Origin of the sequence: Paracoccus sp. MBLB3053, assembly GCF_031822435.1 — a bacterium.
GTDB classification, from domain to species: Bacteria; Pseudomonadota; Alphaproteobacteria; order Rhodobacterales; family Rhodobacteraceae; genus Paracoccus; species Paracoccus aurantius.
On sequence record NZ_JAVQLW010000001.1, the window covers coordinates 1,567,610 to 1,592,223 of the forward strand.

Genomic DNA, 24,614 nt, shown 5'->3' on the forward strand with positions numbered 1-24,614 from the left:
ATTCATCGGGCTTAGCCGCGAGTCCCCGCGCGTGCAAGCAAGGCCACGGGCCATCGGTGGCCTTTCGCCGCTGGTGCGGTGATCGGGATGGGGTCTAGCCGGTTGTCTCGCCCTTCAGGTGACGGGCAAGGAAATCGGCCAGGTCGCCCAGCACCATGTCCGATCCGAAGGCCGCGGTGCCATGCCCCTCATCGGGCAGCAGGGCAAAATCTATCCGCGCCTGCGGGTCGACGCGATGCCAGGCGGCGCGCAGATGCGCGCCCTGTTCGGCCGAGACGATGCTGTCCCGCTGGCCATGCCGGATCATCAAGGGGGGCAGGCGCACACCGTCGGCCATCGCGTTCAGCCGACCGACCGGTCCCATGGCCGAGGCCTCCTGCCGGCGTTCGCCTATCGCATAGCCGACCAGCAGGGATTCGACGCTCTGGGGCGAATCCGCCGGGGGGCGCTGGAAGCGGATACCGGTCCGGGCCATGTCGGCATCCATCCTGCCGAAATCCATCGGTCCGTAGAAATTCACCACCGCGGCCGGCATGCGCCCCGCCTGGACCATGCTGATCGCTGCCGAAACCGCAAGGAACGCCCCGGCCGAGCGCCCGCCAAGCGCCAGCCTCCCGGGCAGAAGGTCCAGCTCCCGCGCCCGGCTCTGCAGAAAATTGGCGGCGCTCAGCACATCCTCCTGCTGCGCGGGCCAGCGGGCCTGACCCGATAACCGGTAGTTCATCCGGATGACGGCGATGCCCTTGTCCAGCACCTGCTGCGGCACCTTCAACTCGCGCTTGTCGCCGGTGCGAAAGCCGCCGCCATGGATATCGAGCAGGGCGGGGAACGGCCCCGGACCGTCGGGCAGATAGATGTCCAGCCGGTTGCGCGGCGAGCGGTCGGAATAGCTCATCTCGACCATTCCCGGCTGCCTGCCCGGGCTCGCAAGCGCCGGGGCGGCCAGGCTGCCCGCGATACAGGCCAGCGCAAGGCGACGGGTGATCATCTGGAAACTGCTCCTGCCCTCGTCCGGAATGCTTTCCCGCAGGCTAGCACCGGCCGAAAGCTGCTCAAAACACGCGAGGACAGGGGCCAGTCAAATTCTGTCGAACTGTGCTTTCCTGCCACTTTCGCGACAGGATGCGACCAACATCTCGGCATTCCTGCCCGGTTTCAGTCCTTCAGCAGCAGCAAAAGCGCGGCAATCGTCGCGGCCACGCCCGGCAGGATGACCATTCCCGGCATGCCGCGCGTCAGAACCGCCTCAAGCAGGATCACCCAGACCGGCGTGAGATAGGTATAGGCCATGACCTTCGCGGCGGGCAGGCGCATGGCCGCATATTGCACCAACGCGGTGGTCATGGCGCTGGCAAAGATCGCGACATAGAAAAGCGTGATCCAGACGATCGCGGGCAGGTTCGCCCAATCGGTTTCAAGGATCGCGCGAAAGCCCCAGATGCCCAGGATCACGGCCCCGGCGACCAATGTCCCGAAGGTCGAGACAAGCGGCCTTTCGCCCCGGTTCAGCCTGCGCACCATGGGTGTGTAAAGCGCATGCGCCGCGCAGCCGACGAGGTAGATCGCCTCGCCCCGGCCGAATTCCAGCCGCATCAGCGCGGCCCAGTCCCCGCGAAAGATCACCCAAAGCGAGCCGGCCGCACCCAAAGCCAATGCCCCGGCCAAGCGCCCGTCCATGCGCTGGCGCATCAGCAGCCAGCCGAAACCGGCGGCCATCAGCGGGGTCAGGGTGAAGACGGCCGCGGCCGAAACCGGCAGGGCGGTTTTCAGCCCCTCGAACATCAAGACGAAATAGGCCGCGAAAAGCCCGCCCAGCACAAGATAGCGCCACGGCGCCCGGAACGACTCGCGCGGCAGACCCGGCCCCGCGACCATGGCAAAGCCGCCGACGACCGCCGCGGCGATGACGAAACGCGCAGCCGAGATCGCCGCGGGATCGATCAGGTTCGCGGCCCTCGCGCCCAGCGAAAACGACGCCGCGATCAGCAGCGAAAATCCCAGCATGGCCGCGTGCCCGCGCAGCGATTCCCGCCGCTCATGCGGCACCGCGATCGTATCGGCCATCGGATGATTCCCCCCTGCTCAGGCGCGGGCCGAGCATCGACGAATGCCCGGGGGATACAAGACCCGGCGGTTTCGGGCGTCTCACTCCTCGCCGCGCAGCGCCTTCAACGTGGCCTGCACCTTGGGCGTGCGGTGCAGGTCGACATGGGTGACCAGCCACAGCCGCGATTCCCATTCCGGCAGCGACATGATCTCGACAAGCCCCTGTGCCTGTTTCGGCATCAGCCAGCCAAGACCCAGCCCCATATGCACCGCGCTGGCGCGTGCGTCGCTGTCATTGCTGACCATCACGACCTGCGCGGCGGGCAGATGCTCGGCCATCCAGCGGCTATGGGGCGCGCGCGCCGTCTCGTGGCCCGACATGATGAACCGGTGCTGCGCGAGATCCCCGACCGGGCCGTGTCGCGCGAGATATTCGGCCGAGGCATACAGCCTGCCCGGCAGGCGGCACATCTCGCTGACGACATAATCGGGCTCGGTCGGGCGGGCGCCGGCGCGGATCGCGACATGGGCCTCGCCCGCATCCAGCCGGAACAGCCGCAGGTCGGTCACATAGCCAAGCCGCAGCCCCGGATGCGCCAGCATCAGCCGGGCAAGCCGCGGCATGACCATTTCGGACAGCCCCGGCAGAGAGGTCACGGTCACCTCGCCCTCGATCCGCTCGCCCGTGCCCGCGATCCGTGCGGCCATCTGGGAAAACCGCGCCTCGGCCGCGGCACCCGCCTCAAGCAGCAGCCGCCCCGCCTCGGTCAGCGCGTAGCCCCGCGTATGGCGCTGGAAAAGCCGTGCGCCCAGCCGTGCCTCAAGGGCATCGATGCGGCGGATCACCGTCGCGTGATGAACCCCCATCGCCTGCGCGGCCCCGCTCACCGTGCCGCTGCGCGCCACCTCGAGGGCGGTGCGGATGTCATCCCAGCTATCCTGTTCCATTGTGCGCCCATGCACAGTCACTGCGCATTTATCGACCTTTTGTTCATCTGCGCAAAGACCTAATTCGCTTGCTGAAACACCCATCCGGAGCCCTCCCCATGAACATCCTTCATATCGACAGCGCGATCACAGGTGACGCCTCGGTTTCGCGCCAACTCACTGCAGACATCGTCGCCAAGCTGAAATCGGAACGCCCCGATGCGACCGTCACCTATCGCGATCTCGCCGCCGGCGTCCCCGCGATCGACAATGACTGGTTCCACGCCGTCCGCCTTACGCCCGAGAACCCGACCGCCGAACAGCAGGCGCTGGTCGCGACCTCGGATGCCTATCTGAACGAAGTGCGCGATGCCGACGTGCTGGTCATCGGCCTGCCGATCTACAACTTCACCCTGACCGCCCAGCTCAAGAACTGGTTCGACCAGATCGCCCGCGCCGGCGTCAGCTTCCGCTACACCGCCGAAGGCCCCGAGGGCCTGCTGAAAGGCAAGCGCGCCATCATCGCCTATGCCGCCGCTGGCACTCCCTTCGGTTCGGACCTCGATTTCGCCTCCGGCTATATCCGCCACATGCTGGGCTTCATCGGCATCACCGATGTCGACTTCGTGCCGGCCGACGGGCTGGCCTTCGACCGCGATGCGGGACTGGCGCGCGCGCAGGAAGCGCTGGACAAGATCGCCGCCTGATCGCGCCCTTTTCCGGGCATGGACGGCCTTCGTTGACTCGGGGGCCGTTTTTTCGTATCAGCAGCCCCAATTCCCGGAAGGACAGCCCTTCCGGTCCCCGCCAAGCGGGGATCGCCCCCCGTCAGCGCGTTGCGCCCACGGGGGCGTTACTGCTTAGCATGCCCCTTTCGAGGGGCTTCGAAACCCGAACCGGCAAAGACCTACGGAGGGCCGCCGATGTTTGAAAACCTGTCCGACCGCCTAGGCGGTGTATTCGACCGGCTGACCAAGCAGGGCGCCCTCTCCGAGGATGACGTCACCGCCGCCATGCGCGAAGTCCGCGTCGCCCTGCTCGAGGCCGATGTCTCGCTGCCGGTGGCGCGCAGCTTCGTGAAATCCGTGACCACCAAGGCGACCGGCGCGGCCGTCACCAAATCGGTCACGCCCGGCCAGCAGGTCGTCAAGATCGTCCATGACGAGCTGATCAAGGTTCTTCAGGGCGAAGATGCGCCCGACGCGCTTCGGATCGACAACCCGCCTGCGCCGATCCTGATGGTCGGCCTGCAGGGTTCGGGCAAGACGACCACCACGGCGAAACTGGCAAAGCGCCTCAAGGACCGCGAGAAGAAGCGCGTCCTGATGGCTTCGCTCGACACCAACCGCCCGGCTGCGATGGAACAGCTTGCGATCCTCGGCCAGCAGGTCGGCGTCGATACCCTGCCGATCGTGCCGGGCGAGAATGCCGTGCAGATCGCCCGGCGCGCCAAGCAGCAGGCCACGCTGGGCGGCTATGACGTCTACATGCTCGATACCGCAGGCCGTCTTCATATCGACGAAGTGCTGATGGACGAAGTCCAGGCGGTTCGTGACGTGGCAGCCCCGCGCGAAACGCTTCTGGTCGTCGACGGCCTGACCGGTCAGGACGCGGTGAACGTCGCGACCGAATTCGACGGCAAGGTCGGCATTTCGGGCGTCGTGCTGACCCGGATGGACGGTGACGGGCGCGGCGGCGCGGCGCTGTCGATGCGTGCCGTGACCGGCAAGCCGATCCGCTTCGTCGGCCTTGGCGAAAAGATGGACGCGATCGAGGTCTTCGACGCGCATCGCGTCGCGGGCCGCATCCTCGGCATGGGCGATATCGTCGCTCTGGTCGAGAAGGCGCAGGAAGTGCTCGAGGTCGAACAGGCCGAGCGCATGATGAAGCGCTTCCAGAAGGGTCTGTTCAACATGAACGACCTGAAGAACCAGCTTGAGCAGATGCAGAAGATGGGCGGGATGCAGTCCATCATGGGCATGATGCCGGGCATGCAGAAAATGGCCAAGCAGGCCGAGGCTGCCGGGTTCGACGACAAGGCGATCCGCCGTCAGGTCGCGCTGATCAATTCGATGACCAAGAAGGAACGCGCCAATCCCGATCTCTTGCAGGCCAGCCGCAAGAAGCGGATCGCGGCGGGCGCCGGGATGGATGTCGCCGATCTGAACCGTCTGCTGAAAATGCAGAAGCAGATGGCCGACACGATGAAGAAGCTCGGCAAGATGGGCAAGGGCGGCATGCTCAAGCAGGCCATGCGCGCCATGGGCGGCAAGGCCGGCGGTCTTCCCGACATGGCCAATGTCGATCCCGAGAAGATGGCCGAGGCGACCAAGATGCTGCAAGACCCCAAGGGTCTGGGCGGCCAGTTGGGCGGGATGAACCTGCCCGGCGGTCTTTCGGGTCTTTTCGGCAAGAAGTGACGCGATGACCCACGGGATCGAAACCCTGCGCGCGGATGTTCCGGTGATCGAAACCGATCGCCTGATCCTGCGCGCGCCGCGGTTCGAGGATCTCGAAGCGATCACCGCCTTCGGCCTTTCGGACCGCTCGCGCCATGTCGGCGGGCCGATGACCGACTGGCAAAGCTGGCATTCGCTGATCGGCATGATCGGTCACTGGGTCATTCGCGGCTTCGGCTGGTGGATGATCGAGGACAAGGCCACCGGCCAGACGGCCGGGCGCACCGGGATCGGCCATCACATCGACTGGCCCGAGCCGGAACTCGGCTGGCATCTCTACGAGGGGTTCGAGGGCAGGGGCATCGCCTATGAGGCGGCGCTCGCCGCGCGTGAATATGCCGATGGGACGCTGGGGCTTGGCCCACTGATCTCGCTGATCGCGCCCGACAACCTGCGCTCGCGCCGCCTGGCCGAGCGTCTGGGGGCGTCGGTGGAATCCGAAACCGTGATCCGCGGCGCGACTTGCATCGTCTACCGCCATCCGATGGGGACGGCGTGATGGACGACAAGCTGTGCACGCCCTGTGTACGCCCGGTGTACAGCCTGTGCACCCAGCCCGGAGGCCCGAATGACTGACCCGACCGCCCGCGCCGCGACACTGTTGAAGGAACATCGTGCCAGCATCGACCGGCTGGACGCGATCCTTGTCTACACGCTGGCCGAACGGTTCAAGCACACCCAATCCGTCGGCCGCCTCAAGGCCGAACACGAACTTCCTCCGTCCGATCCCGCCCGCGAGGCGTGCCAGATCGAGCGGTTGGAACGCCTCGCGCGCGAGGCCGATCTAGACCCGGAATTCGCGCGCAAATTCCTGAACTTCGTGATCTCGGAAGTCATCCGGCACCACGAGCAATTCCAGAAGTAAGGGCGGGCTATCGCCCGCAACCCCGCCATTTCAAAGGAGAAAACGCAATGGCTATGAAAATCCGTCTGGCCCGTGGTGGCTCGAAGAAACGTCCGCATTACGCAATCGTCGCGACCGATTCGCGCATGCCGCGCGATGGCCGCTTCCTCGAGAAGCTGGGCACCTACAACCCGCTCTTGGCGAAAGATTCGGAAGACCGGATCAAGATGGACATCGAGCGCGTCCAGTACTGGCTCGGCCAGGGCGCCCAGCCGACCGACCGCGTTGCCCGCTTCCTGGAAGCCGCTGGCGTGACCCCGAAGACCGAGCGCAAGAACCTGAAAAAAGGTGAGCCGGGCAAGGCCGCGAAAGAGCGCGCCGAGAAAAAAGCCGCTCGCACCGCCGCCACCGAAGAAGCCGCTTCGGAATAATCCCCGATGACCGAACGGATCTGCGTCGGCGCGATCGCGGGCGCCTTTGGTGTCCGGGGCGAGGTGAGGCTGAAAAGCTTCACCTCGGAGCCCAATGATATCGCCGCCTATGGTCCGCTCTGGTCCGAGGATGGCAAACGCTTGTTCACCGTCCGCCTGACGCGGCCAGTGACGGGCGGACTTGGCGCCCGGCTTTCGGGCGTCGAGACGCGCGAGGATGCCGAGGCGCTGAAAGGCGCGACGCTCTGGGCTGATCGCGATAAGCTTCCGGCGCTGCCGGATGACGAATTCTATCATTCTGATCTGATCGGCCTGTCGGTCTTTGACGCGGGCGGCGTGCTGATCGGAACGGTCCGCGCGATCTACGACCACGGCGCGGGCGATATCCTTGAAATCTTTGGGCCGGGCCGCAAGCAGGCCCTGCTCTTGCCCTTTACCCGGGCCTTCGTTCCAACGGTCGATATCGCTGCGGGACGCATTGTCGCGGACCCGCCCGAGGAATCCGAGGAATGAGCACCGAGGGCATGAAATCCCACGGCCGGCTGTCGATCAAGGCGAGCCTGCAGCCGCGCGACCTGATGGCCGAGCCGCAGGTGCGCGGCGCCTGGACGGCGCAGATCGTCACGCTTTTCCCCGAGGCATTTCCCGGCATTCTCGGTCTGTCGCTGACCGGCCGCGCCCTGAGCGAGGGGCTATGGAATCTGCGCACGACGGATCTGCGGCCCTTCGGCATCGGCAAGCACCGGAATGTGGACGACACGCCCGCCGGTGGTGGCGCTGGCATGGTGATCCGCGCCGACGTCATGGACGCGGCCCTGCGCGAGGCGGGCGGCGACCTGCCGGTGATCTACCTTTCACCGCGCGGCAAGCCGTTCACGCAGGCGCGCGCCCGCGAATTGGCGAACGGGCCGGGCATGACGCTGATCTGTGGCCGCTTCGAGGGCGTCGACCAGCGCGTGCTGGATGCGCATGATGTCGAAGAGGTCAGTATCGGGGATTACGTCCTGACCGGCGGAGAACTTGCAGCTCAGGTCTTGATCGATGCAACGGTTCGCCTTATACCGCGCGTGCTGGGGAATCAGGACTCTCTGGCCGAGGAATCCTTTTCCGACGGCCTTCTTGAACATCCTCAGTACACGAAGCCCGCCCAGTGGGAAGGCCGCGCGATCCCGGAAGTTCTTCTGTCGGGTAATCACGCGGCTATTGCCAATTGGCGGAGCGACATGGCCGAAAGGCTGACGAAGGAACGCCGCCCCGACCTGTGGCGGGCATATGAGCAAGCTCGTATGGACCCGGCAAAGGACCGACAGCTCTCGGGCGCATCAGACCAATCACGGGCTTACCGTGAGCAAACAGAGGATCAAAAGCGATGAACCTGATCGCCCAACTTGAAGCCGAGCAGATCGCTGCGCTCGGTAAAGAAATTCCGGATTTCAAGGCCGGTGACACCGTCCGCGTCGGTTACAAAGTGACCGAAGGCACCCGTACCCGCGTTCAGAACTACGAAGGCGTGGTTATCTCGCGCAAGGGCGGCGGCATCGGCGCGTCCTTCACCGTGCGCAAGATCTCGTTCGGCGAAGGCGTCGAGCGCGTCTTCCCGCTCTATTCGACCAACATCGACTGGATCAGCGTCGTGCGTCGTGGCCGCGTTCGTCGCGCCAAGCTGTACTACCTGCGTGATCGTCGCGGTAAATCGGCCCGTATCGCCGAGGTCACCAACTACAAGCCCAAAGCCGACGCCAAGGCCTGAGGAGACGCGCCATGAAAGCAGAAATCCACCCCGATTACCACCTGATCGAAGTCAAGATGACCGACGGCACCACCTATGCCGTGCGTTCGACTTGGGGCAAGGAAGGCGACGTGATGTCGCTGGACATCGATCCGACCTCGCACCCCGCCTGGACCGGCGGCTCGGCCAAGCTGATGGATACCGGCGGCCGCGTGTCGAAGTTCAAGAACAAATACGCCGGCCTGGGCTTCTAAGCCTGTCGCCCGTCGTGAAATCGGAAACGCCGCCCTCGTGGGGCGGCGTTTTTCGTTGCGGTCCTGCCATCGGAACGATCAGGGCAGTCTAGTTGAAGCCGGCGAAAAGGGGCGACCAGATCCGCGCGTTGCCGCGATCCCTGGTCAGCGGCCTGCCGGTAAGGATTTCCCGGCCCGTGTCGATCATCACCTTGCCATCGGCGAAGGTCTGCAGCACCGGCCCCTGCGCGCTTTGATAGGGAGAAAGGGCGATCGTGGCATAGCTTGTCGCATTGACCGCATGAGTCGGCAGGGACGGCATGTTGAAACATATCATGATAGGCCTCCTTGGCGGTCGATGCGCTTGACGGAAGTGTCCCAGCGCTCGGGATCGCGATTGCGCATGAGATCGCGCGAAGTCTCGAATGGGTCCGGGGTCATCAGGATCAGGGGAATGCCCGCGATGTGGTGCGGCTTGCCCGTGCAGCGATCGATCAGCGATACCGCATAGCGTGTGCGACGGGGCGTGCTGGCCGTGAAGGTACGCTCGGCGAAAGCCGACAGATGGTTCAGCATGATCATCCTTGGCTCCTTTCCTGGGATGGTCCGCAAGATCAGCGGCAGGTTTATTACGACATAGTCTATCGTGTTTTTCAAGATAAAAATCGACCTCAAGCGTCGTCATTAATCATCTTTGACGATCAATATCTTATCAGTCTGACCAGGCGGGTGGCGGCGGTGTGGAAAGTTGTTTCCCGATTGCCGCACTGATCGCCTTTACGAACCGCAGGTCGCTTTTCAACCGGCCGGTCGGGTCCTAATGTCCGCAGGTGTGCTGGTGCTGCAGGAGGATTCGTGGCGCATATCATTGTCGTCGGAAACGAAAAGGGTGGTTCGGGCAAATCGACCACCTCGATGCATGTGGCGACGGCATTGGCGCGGATGGGGCATCGGGTCGGAGCGCTTGATCTGGACGTTCGGCAGCGCAGTTTCGGCCGATACCTGGAAAACCGGATCTATTTCACCCAGAGCGAAGGATTGGAACTGCCAACTCCCCTGCTGGGGCATCTCGAGGCCGAACAGGACGGGATAGATCCCTTGTCCCGCGCCATAGAACTGCTCGAGCCGGATTGCGATTTCATTCTGCTCGACTGTCCGGGTTCACATACTCGACTGAGCCAGATGGCCCATACGCTTGCCGATACGCTGATCACGCCGATGAATGACAGTTTCATCGATTTCGACCTTCTTGCGCGGCTTTCCCCCGATGGGCGAATCCTGGGGCCCTCGATCTATGCCGAGATGGTGTGGTCGGCGCGCCAGTTGCGGGGGCAGGCCGGTGCAGGACCGATCGATTGGCTGGTCCTGCGCAATCGTCTTGGCACCCAGCAGATGCACAACAAGCGCAAGGTCGGCGGCGCACTCGCAAGCCTGTCCAAGCGTATCGGTTTTCGTGTCGCGCCGGGATTTTCCGAGCGGGTCATCTTTCGCGAGCTTTTCCCGCGCGGGCTGACGCTGCTCGACCTCAAGGACATCGGCACCGAACAGCTCAGCATGTCCAATATTGCCGCCCGGCAGGAGCTGCGGGATCTCTTCACGGAATTGCGCCTTCCCGGCGTCTCGGTTTCATTCTAGTTCGCTGGGAAAGGAACCATTGAGGTTGGCCGCGAGTAGCCTATCTAAAGGGCACCGCTGCGGAGGGGAATTTGCGATGAATCTTGCCGGCAGGCATCTTGCCGCCGCGATGATCGGACTTGGCATGGGGTTTGCCTTCCCCGTGGCGCAGGCCGAGGAAGCGGGCGCCGCGACGGTGACAAGGGATCTCGCGGTGGTGACAACCGTGAAGGCCGACCTGACACCCGTCGTGGCGCGGGTTCCGGTCACAGGGTCCCTGGTCGCACGCGATCCGGTCCAGGTCCATGCCAACATCGCGGGCTACCAGATTCGCGAAATCCAGGCCGAAATCGGCGATAGTGTCCGTGCTGGTGATGTCCTGCTTAAGCTTGATGAGGATGCCTTATCGGTTCAGCTGGCGCAGGCCGAAGCCGAATATCGGCGCGCCGAAGCTGCCGTGAAGCAAGCTGAAAGCCAGATCACCAGCGCGGAGGCCATGCTGACCCAGGCCGCCAGCGCGCTTGAGCGGACCCGAAGCTTGCGGCGAAGCGGAAGCGCTGCACAGGCGGCGCTGGACGATGCCATCGCAACCGAAGCCTCGGCCCGTGCTTCGGCTGCCTCGGCCACGGATGGTCTGCGCGTCGCTCAGGCCCAGCTTGCGCAGGCCGAGGCCGCGCGACGGATCGCCGAGTTGAACCTCGGCTATTCTCGCGTTGTCGCCCCAGTTGACGGCATCATCGTCGGCCGCAATGCAGAAATAGGCGCGATGAGCAGTGCTGGGGGTGAGCCGCTTTTTTCCATGGTTGCCCGAGGCGAGATCGAACTGGCAGCTGATATCATCGAAACCGCATTGGTGCAGATCCGGCCCGGAGATTCGGCAGAGCTTTCTGCGGCCGGGCTTGGCGGTATTTCGGGCGAGGTTCGGCTTGTTCCGGCTTCGGTCGACCCAGAGACGCGCTTGGGCGAGGCCCGGATTTCGATAGATGCGGATCCGCGGCTGAAGATCGGGCTTTTCGCCAGCGGTTGGATCGTGACCGATCGGCGCGAGGCGCTGACCGTTCCAGCCATGGCAGTGCTTTCGGAAGCGGAAGGTGACCGGGTTCAGGTGGTCAAGGACGGTCGGGTCGAGACCCGACCGGTCGTCGCCGGTCTTGTCTGGAATGGGCGGCGGGAAATTCTTGAAGGGCTGAGTGCCGGTGAAGAGGTGGTCGCAAGGGCGGGCGCGTTCTTCCGGACGGGCGACGAGGTGCGCGCCGTGCTGCAACCAGAGACCCGGCCCGAGCAAGCGGTTTCGCCATGAACTTCGCGACCTGGTCCATCCGCCGGCCAGTGCCGCCGATCGCGGTCTTTCTGGTGCTGCTGCTTGTTGGGCTTTACAGCTTTAGCCGTCTTGCCGTGACGGCGATGCCCAATATTGACCTGCCACTGGTAAGCGTGACGGTCCAGCAGCCGGGGGCCGCCCCGTCCGAACTGACCCGGCAGGTGATCCAGCCCATCGAGGACTCAATCGCTTCGATCACCGGCGTGCGCCATATCAGCTCGACCGCGACGGACAGTTCGGCAGTTCTGACGATCGAATTCGAGCTTGAGACCGATACAGACCGCGCGGTGAACGACGTCAAGGATGCGGTTGCCAATGTCCGCGCCGATCTGCCGGAATCGATTATCGAACCCTTGATCCGGCGCATCGATGTTAGCGGCATGGCGATCCTGACCTATGCGGTGACCGATCCGACGAAGTCGATGGAGGAGCTTTCGAAGTTCGTCGATGACGTCGTGGCGCGAGAACTGACGACAGTGAAGGGCGTCGCGAGCATCTCGAGGATCGGTGGCGCAGATCGCCAGATCAATGTCGAGTTGGACCCGGACCGGATTCAAGCCTTCGGGCTGACGGCGGCCGAGGTCTCAGACCAGCTGCGCAGCAAGAACATCGATATCGGCGGGGGGCGAGGTGACTTGGCGGGGATGGAATACTCGATCCGGGCACTGGGTTCAGCTGCTGATGTTGCCCGTCTGGCCGCCACCCCCATCGTGATTGCACAAGGGCGGACCATCCGGCTGGACCAGCTTGGCACGGTCACCGACGGACCCAGCGACGAACGCAAGTTCGCTCTGCTTGACGGAAAACCGGTCGTCGCATTCGGTGTCTTTCGGGCCAGCGGCGAATCCGATCTGGAAGCAGGCGATGGAACGAAGGCGCGCATTGCCCAGATCGCCGAGCGCAACCCCGGCGTCAGCATCGACCTGATCGACGATGCGACGACGCACACATCGGCAAGCTATCACAGGGCCATGGACACGCTTTATGAAGGGGCGGCGCTTGCAGTGGTCGTGGTGTTCCTGTTCTTGCGGAACTGGCGTGCGACCCTGGTGGCGGCAGTAGCCCTGCCTTTGTCGATCATTCCGACTTTCTTCGTAATGTATATGCTGGGCTTCACGCTCAACGGGATCAGCTTGCTTGCGATCACCCTGGTCACGGGGATCCTGGTTGATGACGCGATTGTCGAAATCGAGAACATCGTCCGCCATATAAACATGGGCGTGCCCGCCTATCAGGCCAGCATGGAGGCCGCGAACGAGATCGGTTTGACCGTGATCGCGATCAGCTTCTCGATCGTTGCTGTATTCGCTCCGGTCAGCTTCATGGGAGGAATCCCGGGGCAGTACTTCAAGCAATTCGGCCTGACCGTCGCCGTTTCTGTCCTGTTCTCGCTGTTGGTCGCAAGGCTGATCACCCCTATGCTTGCCGCCTATTTCATGCGCGACAACCAACATTTCTCCGAGGGCCGGGACGGGCCGCTGCTGCGATTGCTGATGGCGATCCTGGCCTGGACGCTGCGACATCGCGCGCTCACGCTGTTGATGGGGATGGGGGTGTTTGCCGGCTCGATCTATTCGGCGACGCTGCTTCCGACCGAATTCGTGCCCGCGCAGGATGTCGGCCGCAGCCAGATCTCGATCGAGTTGCCGCCGGGTTCCACGATTTCCGATACGGAAAGCGTGGCTCGCCGCGTTTCGGAAAGGATCGCGGATGAGCCGGAGGTTCGTACCGTATTTGTAAATGGCGGTGACGGGCTGGTGACGGATGCGCGTGTCCTGGTCAATTACGGCTCGAAATCCGAACGCGAGAGGTCAAGCTTCGAAATCGAGGAGGCATTGCGCGAGGATCTTGCGCAGATCCCCGATATCAGGCTGAACTTCCTGAGTGAAAGCGGCACCAGCGATTTCGAGATATCGGTCCTGGGCGACACCGAGGAAAGCGCCGCCGAGGCCGCCGAGCGTCTGATGGCGGCGATGAAATCGCTGCCAACCATGGAGGGGGTGACTTCCTCGGCTGCCTTGCGCCGCCCCGAGATCCAGATTGAGCCGCGGCACGAGGAAGCCGCGCAGATGGGGGTGACGACCAGTGCGCTTGCCGCGACCCTGCGGATCGCGACCCTTGGCGACACGGATTCCAACCTTGCGAAGTTCAATACAGGCGAAGAGCAGATCCCGATCATGGTGCGCCTGAACGAGCAGGCACGTCACGATCTGATGACGGTTCGCAACTTGCGTGTTCCTGGCAGGGCCGGGCAGGTGCCGCTTGAGGCGGTGGCCGATGTCACGCTTTCGGCGGGTGCAACCGAGATCAGCCGTTATGACAGGCGCTACAGGACAACGGTTTCCGCCAACCTCGCGCAGGGGGCGTTGCTGGGGCCGGTGAACCAGCAGGTCAGCGAACTTCAGGGGACGGTCGACCTGCCGCCGGGTACCCAGATCCAGCCTGCCGGTGATGCCGAGATCATGGCCGAAGTCTTCCAGGCCTTCGCCGTCGCGATGGTCTCGGGGGTGATGCTGACCTATGTCGTTCTGGTCCTGCTTTTCCACAACTTCATGACGCCTGTCTCGATCCTGATGTCATTGCCGCTGGCCATCGGCGGAGCAATCCTCGCGCTGTTCCTGACCGGGAATTCGATCAGCATGGCCGTGGTGATCGGTTTCCTGATGCTGATGGGGATCGTCACCAAGAACGCGATCATGCTGGTCGAGTTTGCATTGACCTCAATCGACCGAGGCGTCGCCAAGCGAGATGCCATCCTGGACGCCGTGCACAAGCGCGCCCGTCCGATCGTGATGACAACCATCGCCATGACGGCGGGCATGGTGCCTTCGGCCCTGGGAACCGGTGAAGGGGCAGAGTTCAGCTCGCCCATGGCAATTGCAGTGATTGGCGGGCTGTTGCTGTCGACGCTGCTTTCCCTGCTGTTCGTGCCGTCGCTGTTCTCGATGGTTCATGGGGCTCAGGTCAGGGGTGCGGGCTGGCTTGGTCGTCGGATCGGACTGAACAAACCGCCCGCCGAACCCGCTCAAACCGGACATTGAAAGCGAAAGGGGGCCCGACCGGGCCCCCTTTTGTCATCTGCATCGCCGGACTGGATCAGGCCAGCATGCCCATCGGGTTTTCCAGATGGTTGACGATCTTTTCCAGCAGCTGGGCGCCGAGGGCTCCATCGATCACGCGATGATCGACAGACAGCGTCATCGACATCACATTGCGCACCACGACCTCGCCATTCTCGACGACAGGGGTCTGGATACCCGCGCCGACCGCCAGAATGGCGCCATGCGGAGGGTTGATGACCGCGTCGAAGTTCTCGATCCCGAACATGCCGAGGTTCGAGATCGCGAAGCTGCCGCCTTGATATTCGTGCGGCGCAAGCTTCTTGGTCTTTGCGCGGGTCGCGAGGTCCTTCATCTCGGCCGAAAGGGCGGACAGCGTCTTCTGCTGGGCGTCCTTCAGGACCGGGGTGAAGAGCCCGCCCTCGATCGCGACGGCAACCGCCACGTCCGAAGGCTTCAGCTTCAGGATGCGGTCGCCAGCCCAGACGGCATTCGCGTCGGGAACTTCCTGCAGGGCCAGCGCGCAGGCCTTGATGATGAAGTCGTTGACCGAAAGCTTCACGCCGCGGGCTTCCAGCTGCTTGTTCAGCATGGCGCGGAACTTCATCAGTTCGTCCAGCTTCGCGGACCTGCGCAGATAGAAATGCGGGATGGTCTGCTTGGCCTCGGTCAGACGTGCGGCGATGGTACGGCGCATGCCGTCCAGCGCGACCTCTTCGGTTTCGCGATCGGCATACATCTTGAGCACCGTCTCGGTCGAAAGTCCGGCAGGCGCTGCGGCAGTCGCAGGGGCAGGGGTCGCGGTGGCTTTCGGTGCCTCGGCGGCCGGTTTCGCGGCCCCCGGCTTCGCGCCTTCCACGTCGGCCTTGACGATCCGGCCATGGGGGCCTGAGCCCGTCAGAGCAGTCAGGTCGATACCCTTTTCGGCTGCGATCCGGCGGGCCAGTGGCGACGCGAAGATGCGCCCCCCATCAGCCGCCTTCGGTGCGGTCGGGGCCGGTGCGCTGCTCGTGGCAGCGGCAGGGGCCGCCTCGGCTTTGGGGGCTTCGGCCTTGGGCTCGGCCTTCGGAGCCGGAGCGGAACCGATATCATCGGCACTTTCTCCTTCCTCCAGAAGGATCGCGATGGCGGTGTTCACCTTCACGCCTGCGGTCCCTTCCGAGATCAGGATCTTTCCAATCTTGCCCTCGTCCACGGCCTCGAATTCCATCGTGGCCTTGTCGGTCTCGATCTCGGCGATGATATCGCCGGACTTGACCTCGTCGCCTTCGTTGACCAGCCATTTGGCCAGCGTGCCTTCCTCCATCGTGGGGGAGAGCGCGGGCATCAGGATTTCTGTCGGCATCTCGCTATCCCCTTACTTGTAGGTGACTTTCTTCACGGCCTCGACCACCTCAGCCGAAGTGATCAAGGCGTGCTTTTCAAGGTTGGCGGCGTAGGGCATGGGCACGTCCTTGCCGGTGCAGTTGATCACCGGCGCGTCGAGATAGTCGAATGCATTTTCCATGACATAGGCCGAGATGTGGTTGCCGATCGCACCGACCGGGAAGCCTTCCTCGACGGTGACAAGGCGGTTCGTCTTCTGCACCGAGGCGATGATGCTGTCATAGTCCAGCGGGCGCAGCGTGCGCAGGTCGATGACTTCGGCGTCGATGCCTTCCTCGGCCAGCTTCTCTGCGGCTTCCAGAGCGTGGCTCATGCCGATGCCGAAGCTGACGATGGTCACGTCATTGCCTTCGCGGGCGATGCGGGCCTTGCCGAAGGGGATAGTGAAGTCCTCGAGATCCGGGACCTCGAAGCTGCGGCCATACATGATCTCGTTTTCAAGGAAGATCACCGGGTTCGGATCACGGATCGCCTGTTTCAGCAGGCCTTTCGCATCCGCCGCCGAATAGGGCATGACGACCTTGAGCCCGGGGATCTGGGCATACCATGCCGCGTAATCCTGGCTGTGCTGCGCGCCCACGCGGGCGGCGGCGCCGTTCGGACCGCGGAAGACCATCGGCGCCCCCATCTGGCCGCCGGACATGTAGAGCGTTTTCGCGGCCGAGTTGATGATGTGGTCGATTGCCTGCATCGCGAAGTTGAAGGTCATGAATTCGACGATCGGACGCAAGCCGGCCATTGCCGCCCCTGTGCCGATGCCGGCAAAGCCGATTTCCGAGATCGGGGTGTCGACGACGCGGCGCGGGCCGAACTTGTCCAGAAGACCCTGCGAGATCTTGTAGGCACCCTGATATTCGCCGACTTCCTCACCCATGAGGAAGACGGTTTCGTCGCGGGTCATTTCTTCTTCCATGGCTTCACGCAGGGCTTCCCGCACGGTCATGGTCTTCATCTTGGTGCCTTCCGGCCAGTCGGGCGAACGATCGGCCTTGGGTGCTGCGGGCGCTGCCGCTTGCGCCGGGGCTTCGGCTTTCGCTTCGACCGGGGCGGCGGCCTCGGCTTTCGGCGCCTCGACCTTCACGTCGTCCGCGCTTTCGCCTTCTTCGACCAGAACGGCGATCGGAGTGTTTACCTTTACACCCTGCGCACCTTCGGCGATCAGGATCTTGCCAAGGATGCCCTCATCCACGGCCTCGAACTCCATCGTCGCCTTGTCGGTCTCGATCTCGGCGAGGATGTCGCCGGACTTGATCTCGTCGCCTTCCTTTTTGAGCCATTTCGCCAGAGTGCCTTCCTCCATGGTCGGCGACAGGGCGGGCATCAGAATCTCGGTTGCCATGTTTTCTTCTCCCGCTCAGGCGTTCTCGGTGGCCGAGCCCTGGGGCAGGTCGTCGGCATAGATGTCGGTCCAAAGCTCTTCGAGCGCCGGTTCCGGGCTTTCCTTGGCGAATTCGGCGGATTCGTTGACGATATCCTTGATTTCCTTGTCGATGGCTTTGAGGTCTTCCTCGCTGGCATGGCTGCCGGTCAGAAGCAGTTCGCGCACATGCTCGATCGGGTCACGTTCGTCGCGCATCTTCTGAACTTCCTCGCGCGATCGGTATTTCGCCGGGTCGGACATCGAGTGGCCGCGATAGCGATAGGTCATCACTTCAAGGATGTAGGGTCCCTTGCCAGCGCGGCAATGCGCCACGGCCTTTTCGCCGGCGGCCTTCACGGCCAGAACGTCCATGCCATCGACCTGCTCGCCTTCGATGCCGAATGCGGCGCCGCGGCCGAAGAGCGTCGTTGACTTGGTCGAGCGCTTGACCGAGGTCCCCATGGCATATTGGTTGTTCTCGATCACGAAGACCACGGGAAGATCCCACAGAACGGCCATGTTATAGGTTTCGTAGACTTGTCCCTGGTTGGCCGCGCCGTCACCGAAATAGGTGAAAGTCACATTGTCATTGCCCAGATACTTGTCGGCAAAGGCCAGGCCCGCGCCCAGCGGCACCTGCGCCGCGACGATGCCATGGCCGCCGTAGAAGTGCTTTTCACGGCTGAACATGTGCATCGAGCCGCCCTTGCCCTTGGAGTAGCCCCCCTCGCGGCCGGTCAATTCGGCCATGACGCCATTCGCACTCATGCCGCAGGCCAGCATGTGGCCGTGATCGCGATAAGAGGTGATGCGCTTGTCGCCTTCTTTCGAGGCTGCCTCGAGGCCGACGACGACGGCCTCCTGACCGATATAGAGGTGGCAGAAGCCGCCGATCAGGCCCATGCCGTAAAGCTGGCCGGCCTTTTCCTCGAATCGGCGGATCAGAAGCATGTCACGGTAGTATTTGAGAAGCTCGTCCTTGGATACGTTGGACGTGCCTTCCTTGGCTGCGGGCTTTCTGACCATACGGGGTCCTCCTCCTGAGCGCAGGATAGTTCAGCGTTAAACTACTTCTAGGACGGAGTTTCGGGAAAAGTAAACCTGCGATCTGCGGACACGCACAAATTGGCCCATGCCTGCAAATTGCCCAAGCACGGTCAGCGGATGATGATTTCGTCCGGGCGCAGATAGCCCAGCACGTCACGCGCCCGCTCATCCAGAAGGTCAATGTCCAGATAATCATCCGAAAGACGATGGGTCAGGTTACGCATCCGATCCACCTCGGCCTGAAGCTTGTCGCGCTGCGCGACAAGTTCGCGCGTATCCGCCTTGATCTGCTCGCGACGCAGAACCCCGGATGGACCCTGAACCGCGGCGAATGCGAAATAGATCCCCAGCAGGGACATGATGACGAAGAAGACCAGAGCGCTGATCGACAGACGTTCGGACATCGGGCGTGTTCCCTCGTTTTCGGGGATCATGCCACAGCACAAGCTAGGGGGGAATCCCGAATGCGGGCGATTGACAGCAATCGCCACATGCGCCTTCCATGTGTCATGACCCACGCCCAGACCATGCGGGAAAGATCCTGACCATGATGGCCTTGCTGCGACTGATCGGGCTGGTTCTGGCCATCGAACTGATTTTCTATTTCCTGCTATCGGTTTATATCCGAAGCACGAGGCGGGAAGTGCTCGAGAAGGAATGGGACCGGCGTCACCCCGATAGGGCGGGCGATACAGCGGAACGACGAGACTTCGTTCGGCGTTCGATGGTCGGGTTCGGCAAAACGCTGAGAGCGCGGCTTGTCGGTCTGGTGCTGATCCTGCCGGTGGTCGCGATTATCGTGATCGTCATATTGGTGAACTACTATTGAGAGGGCGCAGATGCGCTGGTTTCTGACAGTCCTTGGCGTGGTGTTCGGCGTCACCGTGTTTCTTTTTCTGGATTACGCCCTGCCGTCGAAGCAGACCGTCCGGATCACGAATACCTATAACCGCCTGACCGAAATCGGCTCAAACGCGATCTTCTATGCCTCTCCGGATACCGGCACGGTGCAGAATGCGCAGGGTCAGCGAGACGTGCGCTTCATCGATACGGTGCGCCCGAACGGCAAGCCCTATGTCTATCGCAACGAGGATACCGGCTGGATCTGGCCGCCCTATTTCAAGTATGACAGCTCGAACCTGCATGCCCAGGCGACGGACCTGAAATCGACGGCAGCCAGCCCGGAATGGGTCAGCGTGACATCCTATGGCTGGCGGGTGTCGTGGCTGTCGATCTATCCCAACGCGATTTCCATCAAGCCGGTGGCTGGTCCGGATGTGCAGCCGTTCAACTGGCCTGCCATCATCATCCTGCTGGTTCTGGGGCTGCTCTTGTTCCTGATCTGGCGAATGTGGAACCAGTTCCACGAACGCAGCATCGAGCCGGCAATTCGATCAGCCGACGAGGCGTGGGATCGGCTTGACGCCCAGTCGGATGAAGCACGCGATCGCGCCCGCGGCCGGCTGAGCCGCTGGTGGAACCGGGTCAGGCGACGCTGACCGCACCTGGCGGAATGGAGAAACAGATGCAAGGCATGGCACGAGAACGTCGCAACCCCGGCACGGCGCTTCGAACTGACTGGTTCGACGCCATCCGGATCAACACGCCGGCCAGCGAAAGACGTGCCGCAAGCCTTCCCGGTCGACGCAGTCTCAAGAAGGAATGGCAGGCGGCCTGGCTTTTGAACGCGGTGCGTTGCATCGACCTGACCACGCTGTCGGGGGATGATACCGAGGACCGCGTGGTACGGCTTTGCGCCAAAGCGCTTCAACCGATCGATGCGCGCCAGCTGGCGCTGCTTGGCGCCAGCGGCCTGACCACCGGCGCGGTCTGCGTCTACCCCACGATGGTTGCTGCCGCGAAGCGTGCGTTGAAGGGGTCAGCCATTCCCGTTGCTTCGGTCGCGACAGGCTTTCCGGCGGGACTCATGCCTCTGGATCTGCGGCTGGCCGAGATCCGCTATGCGCTGGATCAGGGTGCGGACGAAATCGACATTGTCATCACCCGCGCCCATGCCCTGCAGGGCAATTGGTCGGCGCTATACGATGAGCTTTGCGCCATGCGCGAGGCCTGTGGCAATGCGCTGATGAAGTCGATCCTGGCGACGGGCGAACTCAAGACGCTGGAAAACGTCGCCAAGGCGAGCCACGTCGCGATGCAGGCGGGCTCGGATTTCATCAAGACCTCGACCGGAAAAGAGCCGGTCAATGCCACGCTGCCGGTCAGCCTGACCATGCTGCGCACGATCCGCGACTATCGCGACCAGACCGGATTCTCGGTTGGCTTCAAGCCGGCCGGCGGCCTTCGGACCGCCAAGGATGCGCTGAACTGGCAGGTTCTGATGCTTGAGGAACTGGGGAGGGACTGGCTGCGGCCCGATCTCTTCCGCATCGGGGCGTCATCGCTGCTGGGCGATATCGAGCGGCAGATTTCCCATCACGTAACGGGGCGCTACGCCGCTTCGCACCGACTGGCAGCAGGATGATACGGACATGCCGAGCGTAGGCGAGATCATGGAAAGCATGGAATACGGTCCCTCGACTGAGGATGCGACGCCCGTCCGCCGTTGGCTGACAGATCGGGGCAGCTTCGGTCATTTCATCGCCGGGCGGTTCACCCGGCCGGAGACGAGCTTTGCTACACGCGATCCGTCGACGGGCGACGAGTTGGCGCAGGTTTCTCAGGGCTCCGCCCGCGATGTGGCCAAGGCCGTGCGCGCGGCGCGCAGGGCTGCGCGTGGATGGGGCGCGATGGCCGGCCATGACCGGGCGCGTTTCCTTTACGCGATCGCCCGGACGATCCAGAAGCGCGAGCGCTTCCTGGCGGTGCTGGAAACTCTCGACAACGGCAAGCCGATCCGGGAAAGCCGTGACATCGACATCCCGCTGGTCGTCCGGCATTTCTATCATCATGCGGGCTGGGCCGAGATTGCCGCGACCGAGTTCCCCGACCGGGCGGCGCTGGGGGTCTGCGGCCAGATCATCCCTTGGAACTTTCCGCTGCTGATGCTGGCATGGAAGGTTGCCCCGGCACTGGCTGCAGGGAACACGGTCGTTCTCAAGCCGGCTGAATATACCCCGCTGACCGCGCTGGCATTCGCCGAGATCTGTTCCCATGTCGGCCTTCCCGCGGGGGTCGTGAACATCGTGACCGGTGATGGCGAGACCGGCGCGGCGCTGGTGAAATCACCCGTCGACAAGATCGCCTTCACCGGCTCGACCGAGGTCGGACGGGAAATCGCGCGCGAGCTTGCCGGTTCCCGCAAGAAGCTGACCCTTGAGCTGGGTGGGAAATCCCCCTTCGTCGTCATGCCGGATGCTGATCTTGATGCGGCGGTCGAGGGTGTCGTCGATTCCATCTGGTTCAACCAGGGGCAGGTCTGTTGCGCGGGCTCGCGGATACTGGTGGCCGAGGCGGTAGCCGAGCGCTTCGAAACCCTGCTCCAGCGCCGGATGCAGAAGCTTCGGGTCGGACCGCCGCTCGACAAATCAACCGATATCGGGGCGATCGTCGATCCGATCCAGAAGGAAAGGATTCTGTCGATTCTCGATGCCGCAACCGGGGCAGGGGCGGAACTGGTTGGCGGCGAAGCACAGCAGGGGTGCTTCATCGCGCCGGGCTACCTCAAGAACATCGCCCCCGCCAATCCCGGCATGCGAGACGAGATTTTCGGACCGATCGCGACGCTCTCCACCTTCCGGACCCCGGATGAGGCCGCCGATCTTGCCAACAACACGAAATACGGCCTGTCGGCTTCGATCTGGTCGGAAAGCGCGACCGTCGCGACCGATCTGGCGGCACGGATCAAGGCGGGGGTTGTCTGGGTGAACTGCGCCAATATCTTCGACGCGGCGGCCCCTTTCGGAGGAATGCGTGACAGCGGCTACGGCCGTGAAGGCGGGCGGGAAGGGATGCTGGATTATCTCACCCCGGATACCGCCAGGGCTGCGCGCGATCCTGCGCCTGCGGTCATCTCGGCGGCGCCTGCGGATAACACGATGCCGGGCGAGGGAATCGACCGGACGGTCAAGCTTTATATCGGCGGTGCCCAGAAGCGACCCGACGGAGGGGCAAGCTATCTCGCGCAGGAGGAACTGGTTCCGCTGGGCGGACGCAAGGATATCCGCAATGCCGTCGAGGCTGCGCAAGCTGCCTTGGGAAAATGGCAGGGGCTCGGCGGGCATGGCAGGGCGCAGGTGCTGTATTTCCTGGCCGAAAACCTTGCGCTCCGCCGCTCGGAATTTGCGGGTTTCGCATCGGCGGAAGAAGTCGAAACCTCGATTCGACGCTGCTTCTTCTATGCAGGTTTTGCCGACAAATTCGACGGCGCAGCCATTTCCGCGAAAAACGGATATCTCACCCATGTCCAGCCCGAGCCGCATGGTGTGATGGGTATTGTCGCCCCGAATGGCTCGCCGCTGAGCGGGCTGATGTCGCTGGTGCTTCCGGCGATCGCGATGGGAAATGCGGTCGTCGCGGTTCCCTCTCAGGATCGTCCGATGGCAGCCCTGACACTGGCGCAGGTGCTGGCCTGTTCGGATGTGCCGGGAGGGGTGGTGAACATCGTGACCGGGCCGCGCGAAGTCCTGGGCAACGGGCTTGCAGAACATGACGGGGTGAACGCTGTCTGGATTTCCGGGCAAGGCGAGACCCTGACAGCCGTGGAACGTGCGGCGGCCCAGACGCTGACCCCGGTCTGGTCGCCCGAAGTCGGCGATTGGAATGGGGCCGAGGCCCAGGGACGCTCGTTCCTGCGAGCAGCAAGTCGGACAAAGACGGTCTGGCTGCCTTACGGCGCGTTGCCCGCTGGCACCGGAAGCTCAGCCTACTAGGCCGAGCGCAGCCAGGTCATCCCGGCCTCGGTCGAGGCTAGGGGGGTGTATTCCGCACCGATCCAGCCGGCGTAATTGCTGGCCTCGAGCGATCGCAGAAACTGATCCAGGTCCTGATCCCCCGAGTTCGGTTCATGGCGGCCGGGGCAGCCAGCGACCTGAACGTGTCGGGTAATCGCGGCATGGCGTTCCCAGACCGGCATCAGTTCGCCGTTGATCATCTGCGCCTGATAGGTGTCGAATTGCAGTCCCAGATTCGGGGCGCCGACTTGGGCAAGGATTTCTGCGGCCAGATCGAAATCGTTCAGGAAATAGCCCGGCACGTCGCGCGGGTTGATGGGTTCGATCGTGAGGCTCAGATCGGGGGCTTTCTGGGCCGCCCAGGCAAGGTTGGCCACGAATGTGCGACGCGCAGCCTTGCCTTGCGCCCGGCCTGCCATGATATGCAGGTGCTCGACACCCAGCGCTGATGCGAAGCGCAATGCCCGCTCGAAATCGTTGCGGAAACGCGCTTCGTTGCCAGGCTCGGCCGCGAAGCCGCGCGGACCGCCCGACCAGTTCGGAGGGGGCGCGTTCATCAGCACGAATTTCAAGTCTTCCGCGGCGGCGGCAAGCGTGAGTTCCTTGACGGCAAGATCATAGGGAAACAGGATCTCGACGCCCTCGAATCCGGCCCGTCGCGCGGCGGCAAAGCGCTGGATCATCGGCAGTTCGGTAAAGAGATAGGTCAGATTGGCGGCAAATCGCGCCATGTCAGGGCTCCAGCGGAAAGTTCGTCCCACCCGAGTGAAGGATCATGCGCCCATTCTCGTCAGGCACAGCCACTTCGGCCAGTCGATAAAAGGTCTTGCGGTCGATACGGGCCATCAGCCCGTTACGGACGTGCAGGTAGGGTCTTGGCGCGTCCTCGGAGCCGCGCATCTCGATCGGATGATCAGGTCCGGCAGTGACGATGTCGCCGACATTGGTGGTGAAGGTGATTTCGGGCCCCAATTCCGCGTCGACAGCGATGAAGGGCGCATCGGCCACCCGGATGCCGACCTTTTCAACAGGCGTGACCAGGAAATATGCGTCACCCTCGCGTTTCAGAATGGATGCGAAAAGCCGCACCATCTCGGGCCGGCCGATCGGAGAACCCTGATAAAACCAGGTGCCGTCGGTGCGAATTTCCATGTCGATATCGCCGCAAAATGGCGGATTCCAAAGGTGGATCGGCGGGTGGCCCGTTTTTGAGGCACGCTTCGCCACAGCAGCCAGCGCCATGGGGTCGCTCACAGGATTGTCACTCATGCCACCCATTATCAGTGGAGCCTCGCCATTCCTCAT

General features: G+C 63.3%; 27 protein-coding genes. 16 read left to right on the top strand and 11 right to left on the bottom strand.

All coding sequences use genetic code 11. The annotated features are described in order from the left end of the window. Positions 1-94: 94 nt before the first annotated feature. From RGQ15_RS07915 to RGQ15_RS07925, 3 genes are all read right to left on the bottom strand, one after another. Positions 95-988 carry an alpha/beta hydrolase gene (locus RGQ15_RS07915; RefSeq protein ID WP_311159673.1) on the bottom strand — a complete coding sequence of 298 codons (894 nt, stop codon included), beginning with the start codon at positions 986-988 and terminating at the stop codon, positions 95-97. Between the two features lie 167 nt (positions 989-1,155). Continuing rightward, positions 1,156-2,064, bottom strand: coding sequence for a DMT family transporter (locus RGQ15_RS07920; protein ID WP_311159674.1), 909 nt, complete (start codon positions 2,062-2,064; stop codon positions 1,156-1,158). Positions 2,065-2,145: 81 nt separating this feature from the next. Beyond that, positions 2,146-2,994 carry a LysR family transcriptional regulator gene (locus RGQ15_RS07925; RefSeq protein ID WP_311159675.1) on the bottom strand — a complete coding sequence of 283 codons (849 nt, stop codon included), beginning with the start codon at positions 2,992-2,994 and terminating at the stop codon, positions 2,146-2,148. 98 nt (positions 2,995-3,092) lie between these two features. Between RGQ15_RS07925 and RGQ15_RS07930 the strand changes: the two genes are divergently transcribed. The 9 genes from RGQ15_RS07930 (at position 3,093) to rpmE (ending at position 8,690) form a co-directional block, all read left to right on the top strand. Further along, a complete protein-coding gene (locus RGQ15_RS07930; protein ID WP_311159676.1) occupies positions 3,093-3,680 on the top strand; it encodes an FMN-dependent NADH-azoreductase in 588 nt (195 codons plus the stop codon). 216 nt (positions 3,681-3,896) lie between these two features. After that, positions 3,897-5,393: a signal recognition particle protein gene (gene ffh / locus RGQ15_RS07935; protein ID WP_311159677.1), complete on the top strand. Its 1,497-nt coding sequence runs from the start codon at positions 3,897-3,899 to the stop codon at positions 5,391-5,393. Positions 5,394-5,397: 4 nt separating this feature from the next. Then, positions 5,398-5,931 (top strand): GNAT family N-acetyltransferase, encoded by a 534-nt coding sequence (locus RGQ15_RS07940; RefSeq protein ID WP_311159678.1) that lies wholly within the window; start codon positions 5,398-5,400, stop codon positions 5,929-5,931. A 69-nt stretch (positions 5,932-6,000) separates the two neighbouring features. Then, positions 6,001-6,297 carry a chorismate mutase gene (locus RGQ15_RS07945; RefSeq protein ID WP_311159679.1) on the top strand — a complete coding sequence of 99 codons (297 nt, stop codon included), beginning with the start codon at positions 6,001-6,003 and terminating at the stop codon, positions 6,295-6,297. A 47-nt stretch (positions 6,298-6,344) separates the two neighbouring features. Further along, positions 6,345-6,707 (top strand): 30S ribosomal protein S16, encoded by a 363-nt coding sequence (gene rpsP, locus RGQ15_RS07950; protein ID WP_311159680.1) that lies wholly within the window; start codon positions 6,345-6,347, stop codon positions 6,705-6,707. 6 nt (positions 6,708-6,713) lie between these two features. Beyond that, positions 6,714-7,220 carry a ribosome maturation factor RimM gene (rimM, locus tag RGQ15_RS07955; protein WP_311159681.1) on the top strand — a complete coding sequence of 169 codons (507 nt, stop codon included), beginning with the start codon at positions 6,714-6,716 and terminating at the stop codon, positions 7,218-7,220. Further along, positions 7,217-8,080: a tRNA (guanosine(37)-N1)-methyltransferase TrmD gene (gene trmD, locus RGQ15_RS07960; RefSeq protein WP_311159682.1), complete on the top strand. Its 864-nt coding sequence runs from the start codon at positions 7,217-7,219 to the stop codon at positions 8,078-8,080. The genes rimM and trmD overlap by 4 nt, the downstream gene beginning before the upstream one ends. Further along, on the top strand, positions 8,077-8,457 hold the full coding sequence (gene rplS, locus RGQ15_RS07965; protein WP_311159683.1) for a 50S ribosomal protein L19: 381 nt from the start codon (positions 8,077-8,079) through the stop codon (positions 8,455-8,457). Before trmD ends, rplS begins: the two co-directional genes overlap by 4 nt. An 11-nt stretch (positions 8,458-8,468) precedes the next feature. Beyond that, positions 8,469-8,690: a 50S ribosomal protein L31 gene (rpmE, locus tag RGQ15_RS07970; RefSeq protein WP_311159684.1), complete on the top strand. Its 222-nt coding sequence runs from the start codon at positions 8,469-8,471 to the stop codon at positions 8,688-8,690. Between the two features lie 88 nt (positions 8,691-8,778). Here rpmE and RGQ15_RS07975 read toward each other — a convergent pair whose 3' ends face one another. Both RGQ15_RS07975 and RGQ15_RS07980 read right to left on the bottom strand, forming a co-directional pair. Next, positions 8,779-9,006: a hypothetical protein gene (locus tag RGQ15_RS07975; RefSeq protein ID WP_311159685.1), complete on the bottom strand. Its 228-nt coding sequence runs from the start codon at positions 9,004-9,006 to the stop codon at positions 8,779-8,781. Beyond that, positions 9,003-9,251, bottom strand: coding sequence for a hypothetical protein (locus RGQ15_RS07980; protein ID WP_311159686.1), 249 nt, complete (start codon positions 9,249-9,251; stop codon positions 9,003-9,005). The genes RGQ15_RS07975 and RGQ15_RS07980 overlap by 4 nt, the downstream gene beginning before the upstream one ends. A 273-nt stretch (positions 9,252-9,524) precedes the next feature. Between RGQ15_RS07980 and RGQ15_RS07985 the strand changes: the two genes are divergently transcribed. The 3 genes from RGQ15_RS07985 to RGQ15_RS07995 all read left to right on the top strand — a co-directional run bounded on the left by RGQ15_RS07985 (position 9,525) and on the right by RGQ15_RS07995 (position 14,645). Continuing rightward, positions 9,525-10,304 carry a division plane positioning ATPase MipZ gene (locus tag RGQ15_RS07985; RefSeq protein ID WP_311159687.1) on the top strand — a complete coding sequence of 260 codons (780 nt, stop codon included), beginning with the start codon at positions 9,525-9,527 and terminating at the stop codon, positions 10,302-10,304. 76 nt (positions 10,305-10,380) lie between these two features. Next, positions 10,381-11,583 (top strand): efflux RND transporter periplasmic adaptor subunit, encoded by a 1,203-nt coding sequence (locus tag RGQ15_RS07990; protein ID WP_311159688.1) that lies wholly within the window; start codon positions 10,381-10,383, stop codon positions 11,581-11,583. Next, positions 11,580-14,645, top strand: a complete 3,066-nt coding sequence (locus RGQ15_RS07995) for an efflux RND transporter permease subunit (RefSeq protein WP_311159689.1) — start codon at positions 11,580-11,582, stop codon at positions 14,643-14,645. Before RGQ15_RS07990 ends, RGQ15_RS07995 begins: the two co-directional genes overlap by 4 nt. Before the next feature lie 55 nt (positions 14,646-14,700). Here RGQ15_RS07995 and RGQ15_RS08000 read toward each other — a convergent pair whose 3' ends face one another. From RGQ15_RS08000 to RGQ15_RS08015, 4 genes are all read right to left on the bottom strand, one after another. Continuing rightward, the gene (locus RGQ15_RS08000; protein ID WP_311159690.1) at positions 14,701-16,008 is read right to left on the bottom strand and encodes a pyruvate dehydrogenase complex dihydrolipoamide acetyltransferase; all 1,308 of its coding nucleotides are present in this window, start codon (positions 16,006-16,008) and stop codon (positions 14,701-14,703) included. 12 nt (positions 16,009-16,020) lie between these two features. Then, complete coding sequence (locus tag RGQ15_RS08005) at positions 16,021-17,388, bottom strand: pyruvate dehydrogenase complex E1 component subunit beta (protein ID WP_311159691.1); 1,368 nt, start codon at positions 17,386-17,388, stop codon at positions 16,021-16,023. Positions 17,389-17,403: 15 nt separating this feature from the next. Then, positions 17,404-18,435: a pyruvate dehydrogenase (acetyl-transferring) E1 component subunit alpha gene (gene pdhA, locus RGQ15_RS08010; protein ID WP_311159692.1), complete on the bottom strand. Its 1,032-nt coding sequence runs from the start codon at positions 18,433-18,435 to the stop codon at positions 17,404-17,406. Between the two features lie 131 nt (positions 18,436-18,566). Next, complete coding sequence (locus RGQ15_RS08015) at positions 18,567-18,860, bottom strand: FtsB family cell division protein (RefSeq protein ID WP_311159693.1); 294 nt, start codon at positions 18,858-18,860, stop codon at positions 18,567-18,569. Between the two features lie 98 nt (positions 18,861-18,958). On the opposite strand from RGQ15_RS08015, the gene RGQ15_RS08020 reads away from it, so the two are divergent. From RGQ15_RS08020 to RGQ15_RS08035, 4 genes are read left to right on the top strand one after another with little or no spacing between them, the layout of a single operon-like run. Further along, entirely contained in the window at positions 18,959-19,285 is a 327-nt protein-coding gene (locus RGQ15_RS08020; protein ID WP_311159694.1) for a hypothetical protein, read from the top strand. 10 nt (positions 19,286-19,295) lie between these two features. Further along, positions 19,296-19,955, top strand: a complete 660-nt coding sequence (locus tag RGQ15_RS08025; RefSeq protein ID WP_311159695.1) for a DUF1523 family protein — start codon at positions 19,296-19,298, stop codon at positions 19,953-19,955. Between the two features lie 35 nt (positions 19,956-19,990). After that, the gene (gene deoC / locus RGQ15_RS08030; RefSeq protein WP_311159696.1) at positions 19,991-20,941 is read left to right on the top strand and encodes a deoxyribose-phosphate aldolase; all 951 of its coding nucleotides are present in this window, start codon (positions 19,991-19,993) and stop codon (positions 20,939-20,941) included. 7 nt (positions 20,942-20,948) lie between these two features. After that, on the top strand, positions 20,949-23,288 hold the full coding sequence (locus RGQ15_RS08035; protein ID WP_311159697.1) for an aldehyde dehydrogenase family protein: 2,340 nt from the start codon (positions 20,949-20,951) through the stop codon (positions 23,286-23,288). Here RGQ15_RS08035 and RGQ15_RS08040 read toward each other — a convergent pair. Then, positions 23,285-24,040, bottom strand: a complete 756-nt coding sequence (locus RGQ15_RS08040) for a hydroxypyruvate isomerase family protein (RefSeq protein ID WP_311159698.1) — start codon at positions 24,038-24,040, stop codon at positions 23,285-23,287. The genes RGQ15_RS08035 and RGQ15_RS08040 overlap by 4 nt on opposite strands. Before the next feature lies 1 nt (position 24,041). Then, positions 24,042-24,578 (bottom strand): DUF1285 domain-containing protein, encoded by a 537-nt coding sequence (locus RGQ15_RS08045; protein ID WP_311159699.1) that lies wholly within the window; start codon positions 24,576-24,578, stop codon positions 24,042-24,044. Positions 24,579-24,614 lie beyond the last annotated feature (36 nt).

Bases quoted from the DNA above. Each gene is read 5' to 3' on its own strand.
- RGQ15_RS07915 (WP_311159673.1), bottom strand. From the start codon at position 988: ATGATCACCCGTCGCCTTGCGCTGGCCTGTATCGCGGGCAGCCTGGCC.
- RGQ15_RS07920 (WP_311159674.1), bottom strand. From the start codon at position 2,064: ATGGCCGATACGATCGCGGTGCCGCATGAGCGGCGGGAATCGCTGCGC.
- RGQ15_RS07925 (WP_311159675.1), bottom strand. From the start codon at position 2,994: ATGGAACAGGATAGCTGGGATGACATCCGCACCGCCCTCGAGGTGGCG.
- RGQ15_RS07930 (WP_311159676.1), top strand. From the start codon at position 3,093: ATGAACATCCTTCATATCGACAGCGCGATCACAGGTGACGCCTCGGTT.
- ffh (WP_311159677.1), top strand. From the start codon at position 3,897: ATGTTTGAAAACCTGTCCGACCGCCTAGGCGGTGTATTCGACCGGCTG.
- RGQ15_RS07940 (WP_311159678.1), top strand. From the start codon at position 5,398: ATGACCCACGGGATCGAAACCCTGCGCGCGGATGTTCCGGTGATCGAA.
- RGQ15_RS07945 (WP_311159679.1), top strand. From the start codon at position 6,001: ATGACTGACCCGACCGCCCGCGCCGCGACACTGTTGAAGGAACATCGT.
- rpsP (WP_311159680.1), top strand. From the start codon at position 6,345: ATGGCTATGAAAATCCGTCTGGCCCGTGGTGGCTCGAAGAAACGTCCG.
- rimM (WP_311159681.1), top strand. From the start codon at position 6,714: ATGACCGAACGGATCTGCGTCGGCGCGATCGCGGGCGCCTTTGGTGTC.
- trmD (WP_311159682.1), top strand. From the start codon at position 7,217: ATGAGCACCGAGGGCATGAAATCCCACGGCCGGCTGTCGATCAAGGCG.
- rplS (WP_311159683.1), top strand. From the start codon at position 8,077: ATGAACCTGATCGCCCAACTTGAAGCCGAGCAGATCGCTGCGCTCGGT.
- rpmE (WP_311159684.1), top strand. From the start codon at position 8,469: ATGAAAGCAGAAATCCACCCCGATTACCACCTGATCGAAGTCAAGATG.
- RGQ15_RS07975 (WP_311159685.1), bottom strand. From the start codon at position 9,006: ATGATATGTTTCAACATGCCGTCCCTGCCGACTCATGCGGTCAATGCG.
- RGQ15_RS07980 (WP_311159686.1), bottom strand. From the start codon at position 9,251: ATGATCATGCTGAACCATCTGTCGGCTTTCGCCGAGCGTACCTTCACG.
- RGQ15_RS07990 (WP_311159688.1), top strand. From the start codon at position 10,381: ATGAATCTTGCCGGCAGGCATCTTGCCGCCGCGATGATCGGACTTGGC.
- RGQ15_RS07995 (WP_311159689.1), top strand. From the start codon at position 11,580: ATGAACTTCGCGACCTGGTCCATCCGCCGGCCAGTGCCGCCGATCGCG.
- RGQ15_RS08000 (WP_311159690.1), bottom strand. From the start codon at position 16,008: ATGCCGACAGAAATCCTGATGCCCGCGCTCTCCCCCACGATGGAGGAA.
- RGQ15_RS08005 (WP_311159691.1), bottom strand. From the start codon at position 17,388: ATGGCAACCGAGATTCTGATGCCCGCCCTGTCGCCGACCATGGAGGAA.
- pdhA (WP_311159692.1), bottom strand. From the start codon at position 18,435: ATGGTCAGAAAGCCCGCAGCCAAGGAAGGCACGTCCAACGTATCCAAG.
- RGQ15_RS08015 (WP_311159693.1), bottom strand. From the start codon at position 18,860: ATGTCCGAACGTCTGTCGATCAGCGCTCTGGTCTTCTTCGTCATCATG.
- RGQ15_RS08020 (WP_311159694.1), top strand. From the start codon at position 18,959: ATGTGTCATGACCCACGCCCAGACCATGCGGGAAAGATCCTGACCATG.
- RGQ15_RS08025 (WP_311159695.1), top strand. From the start codon at position 19,296: ATGCGCTGGTTTCTGACAGTCCTTGGCGTGGTGTTCGGCGTCACCGTG.
- deoC (WP_311159696.1), top strand. From the start codon at position 19,991: ATGGCACGAGAACGTCGCAACCCCGGCACGGCGCTTCGAACTGACTGG.
- RGQ15_RS08035 (WP_311159697.1), top strand. From the start codon at position 20,949: ATGCCGAGCGTAGGCGAGATCATGGAAAGCATGGAATACGGTCCCTCG.
- RGQ15_RS08040 (WP_311159698.1), bottom strand. From the start codon at position 24,040: ATGGCGCGATTTGCCGCCAATCTGACCTATCTCTTTACCGAACTGCCG.
- RGQ15_RS08045 (WP_311159699.1), bottom strand. From the start codon at position 24,578: ATGAGTGACAATCCTGTGAGCGACCCCATGGCGCTGGCTGCTGTGGCG.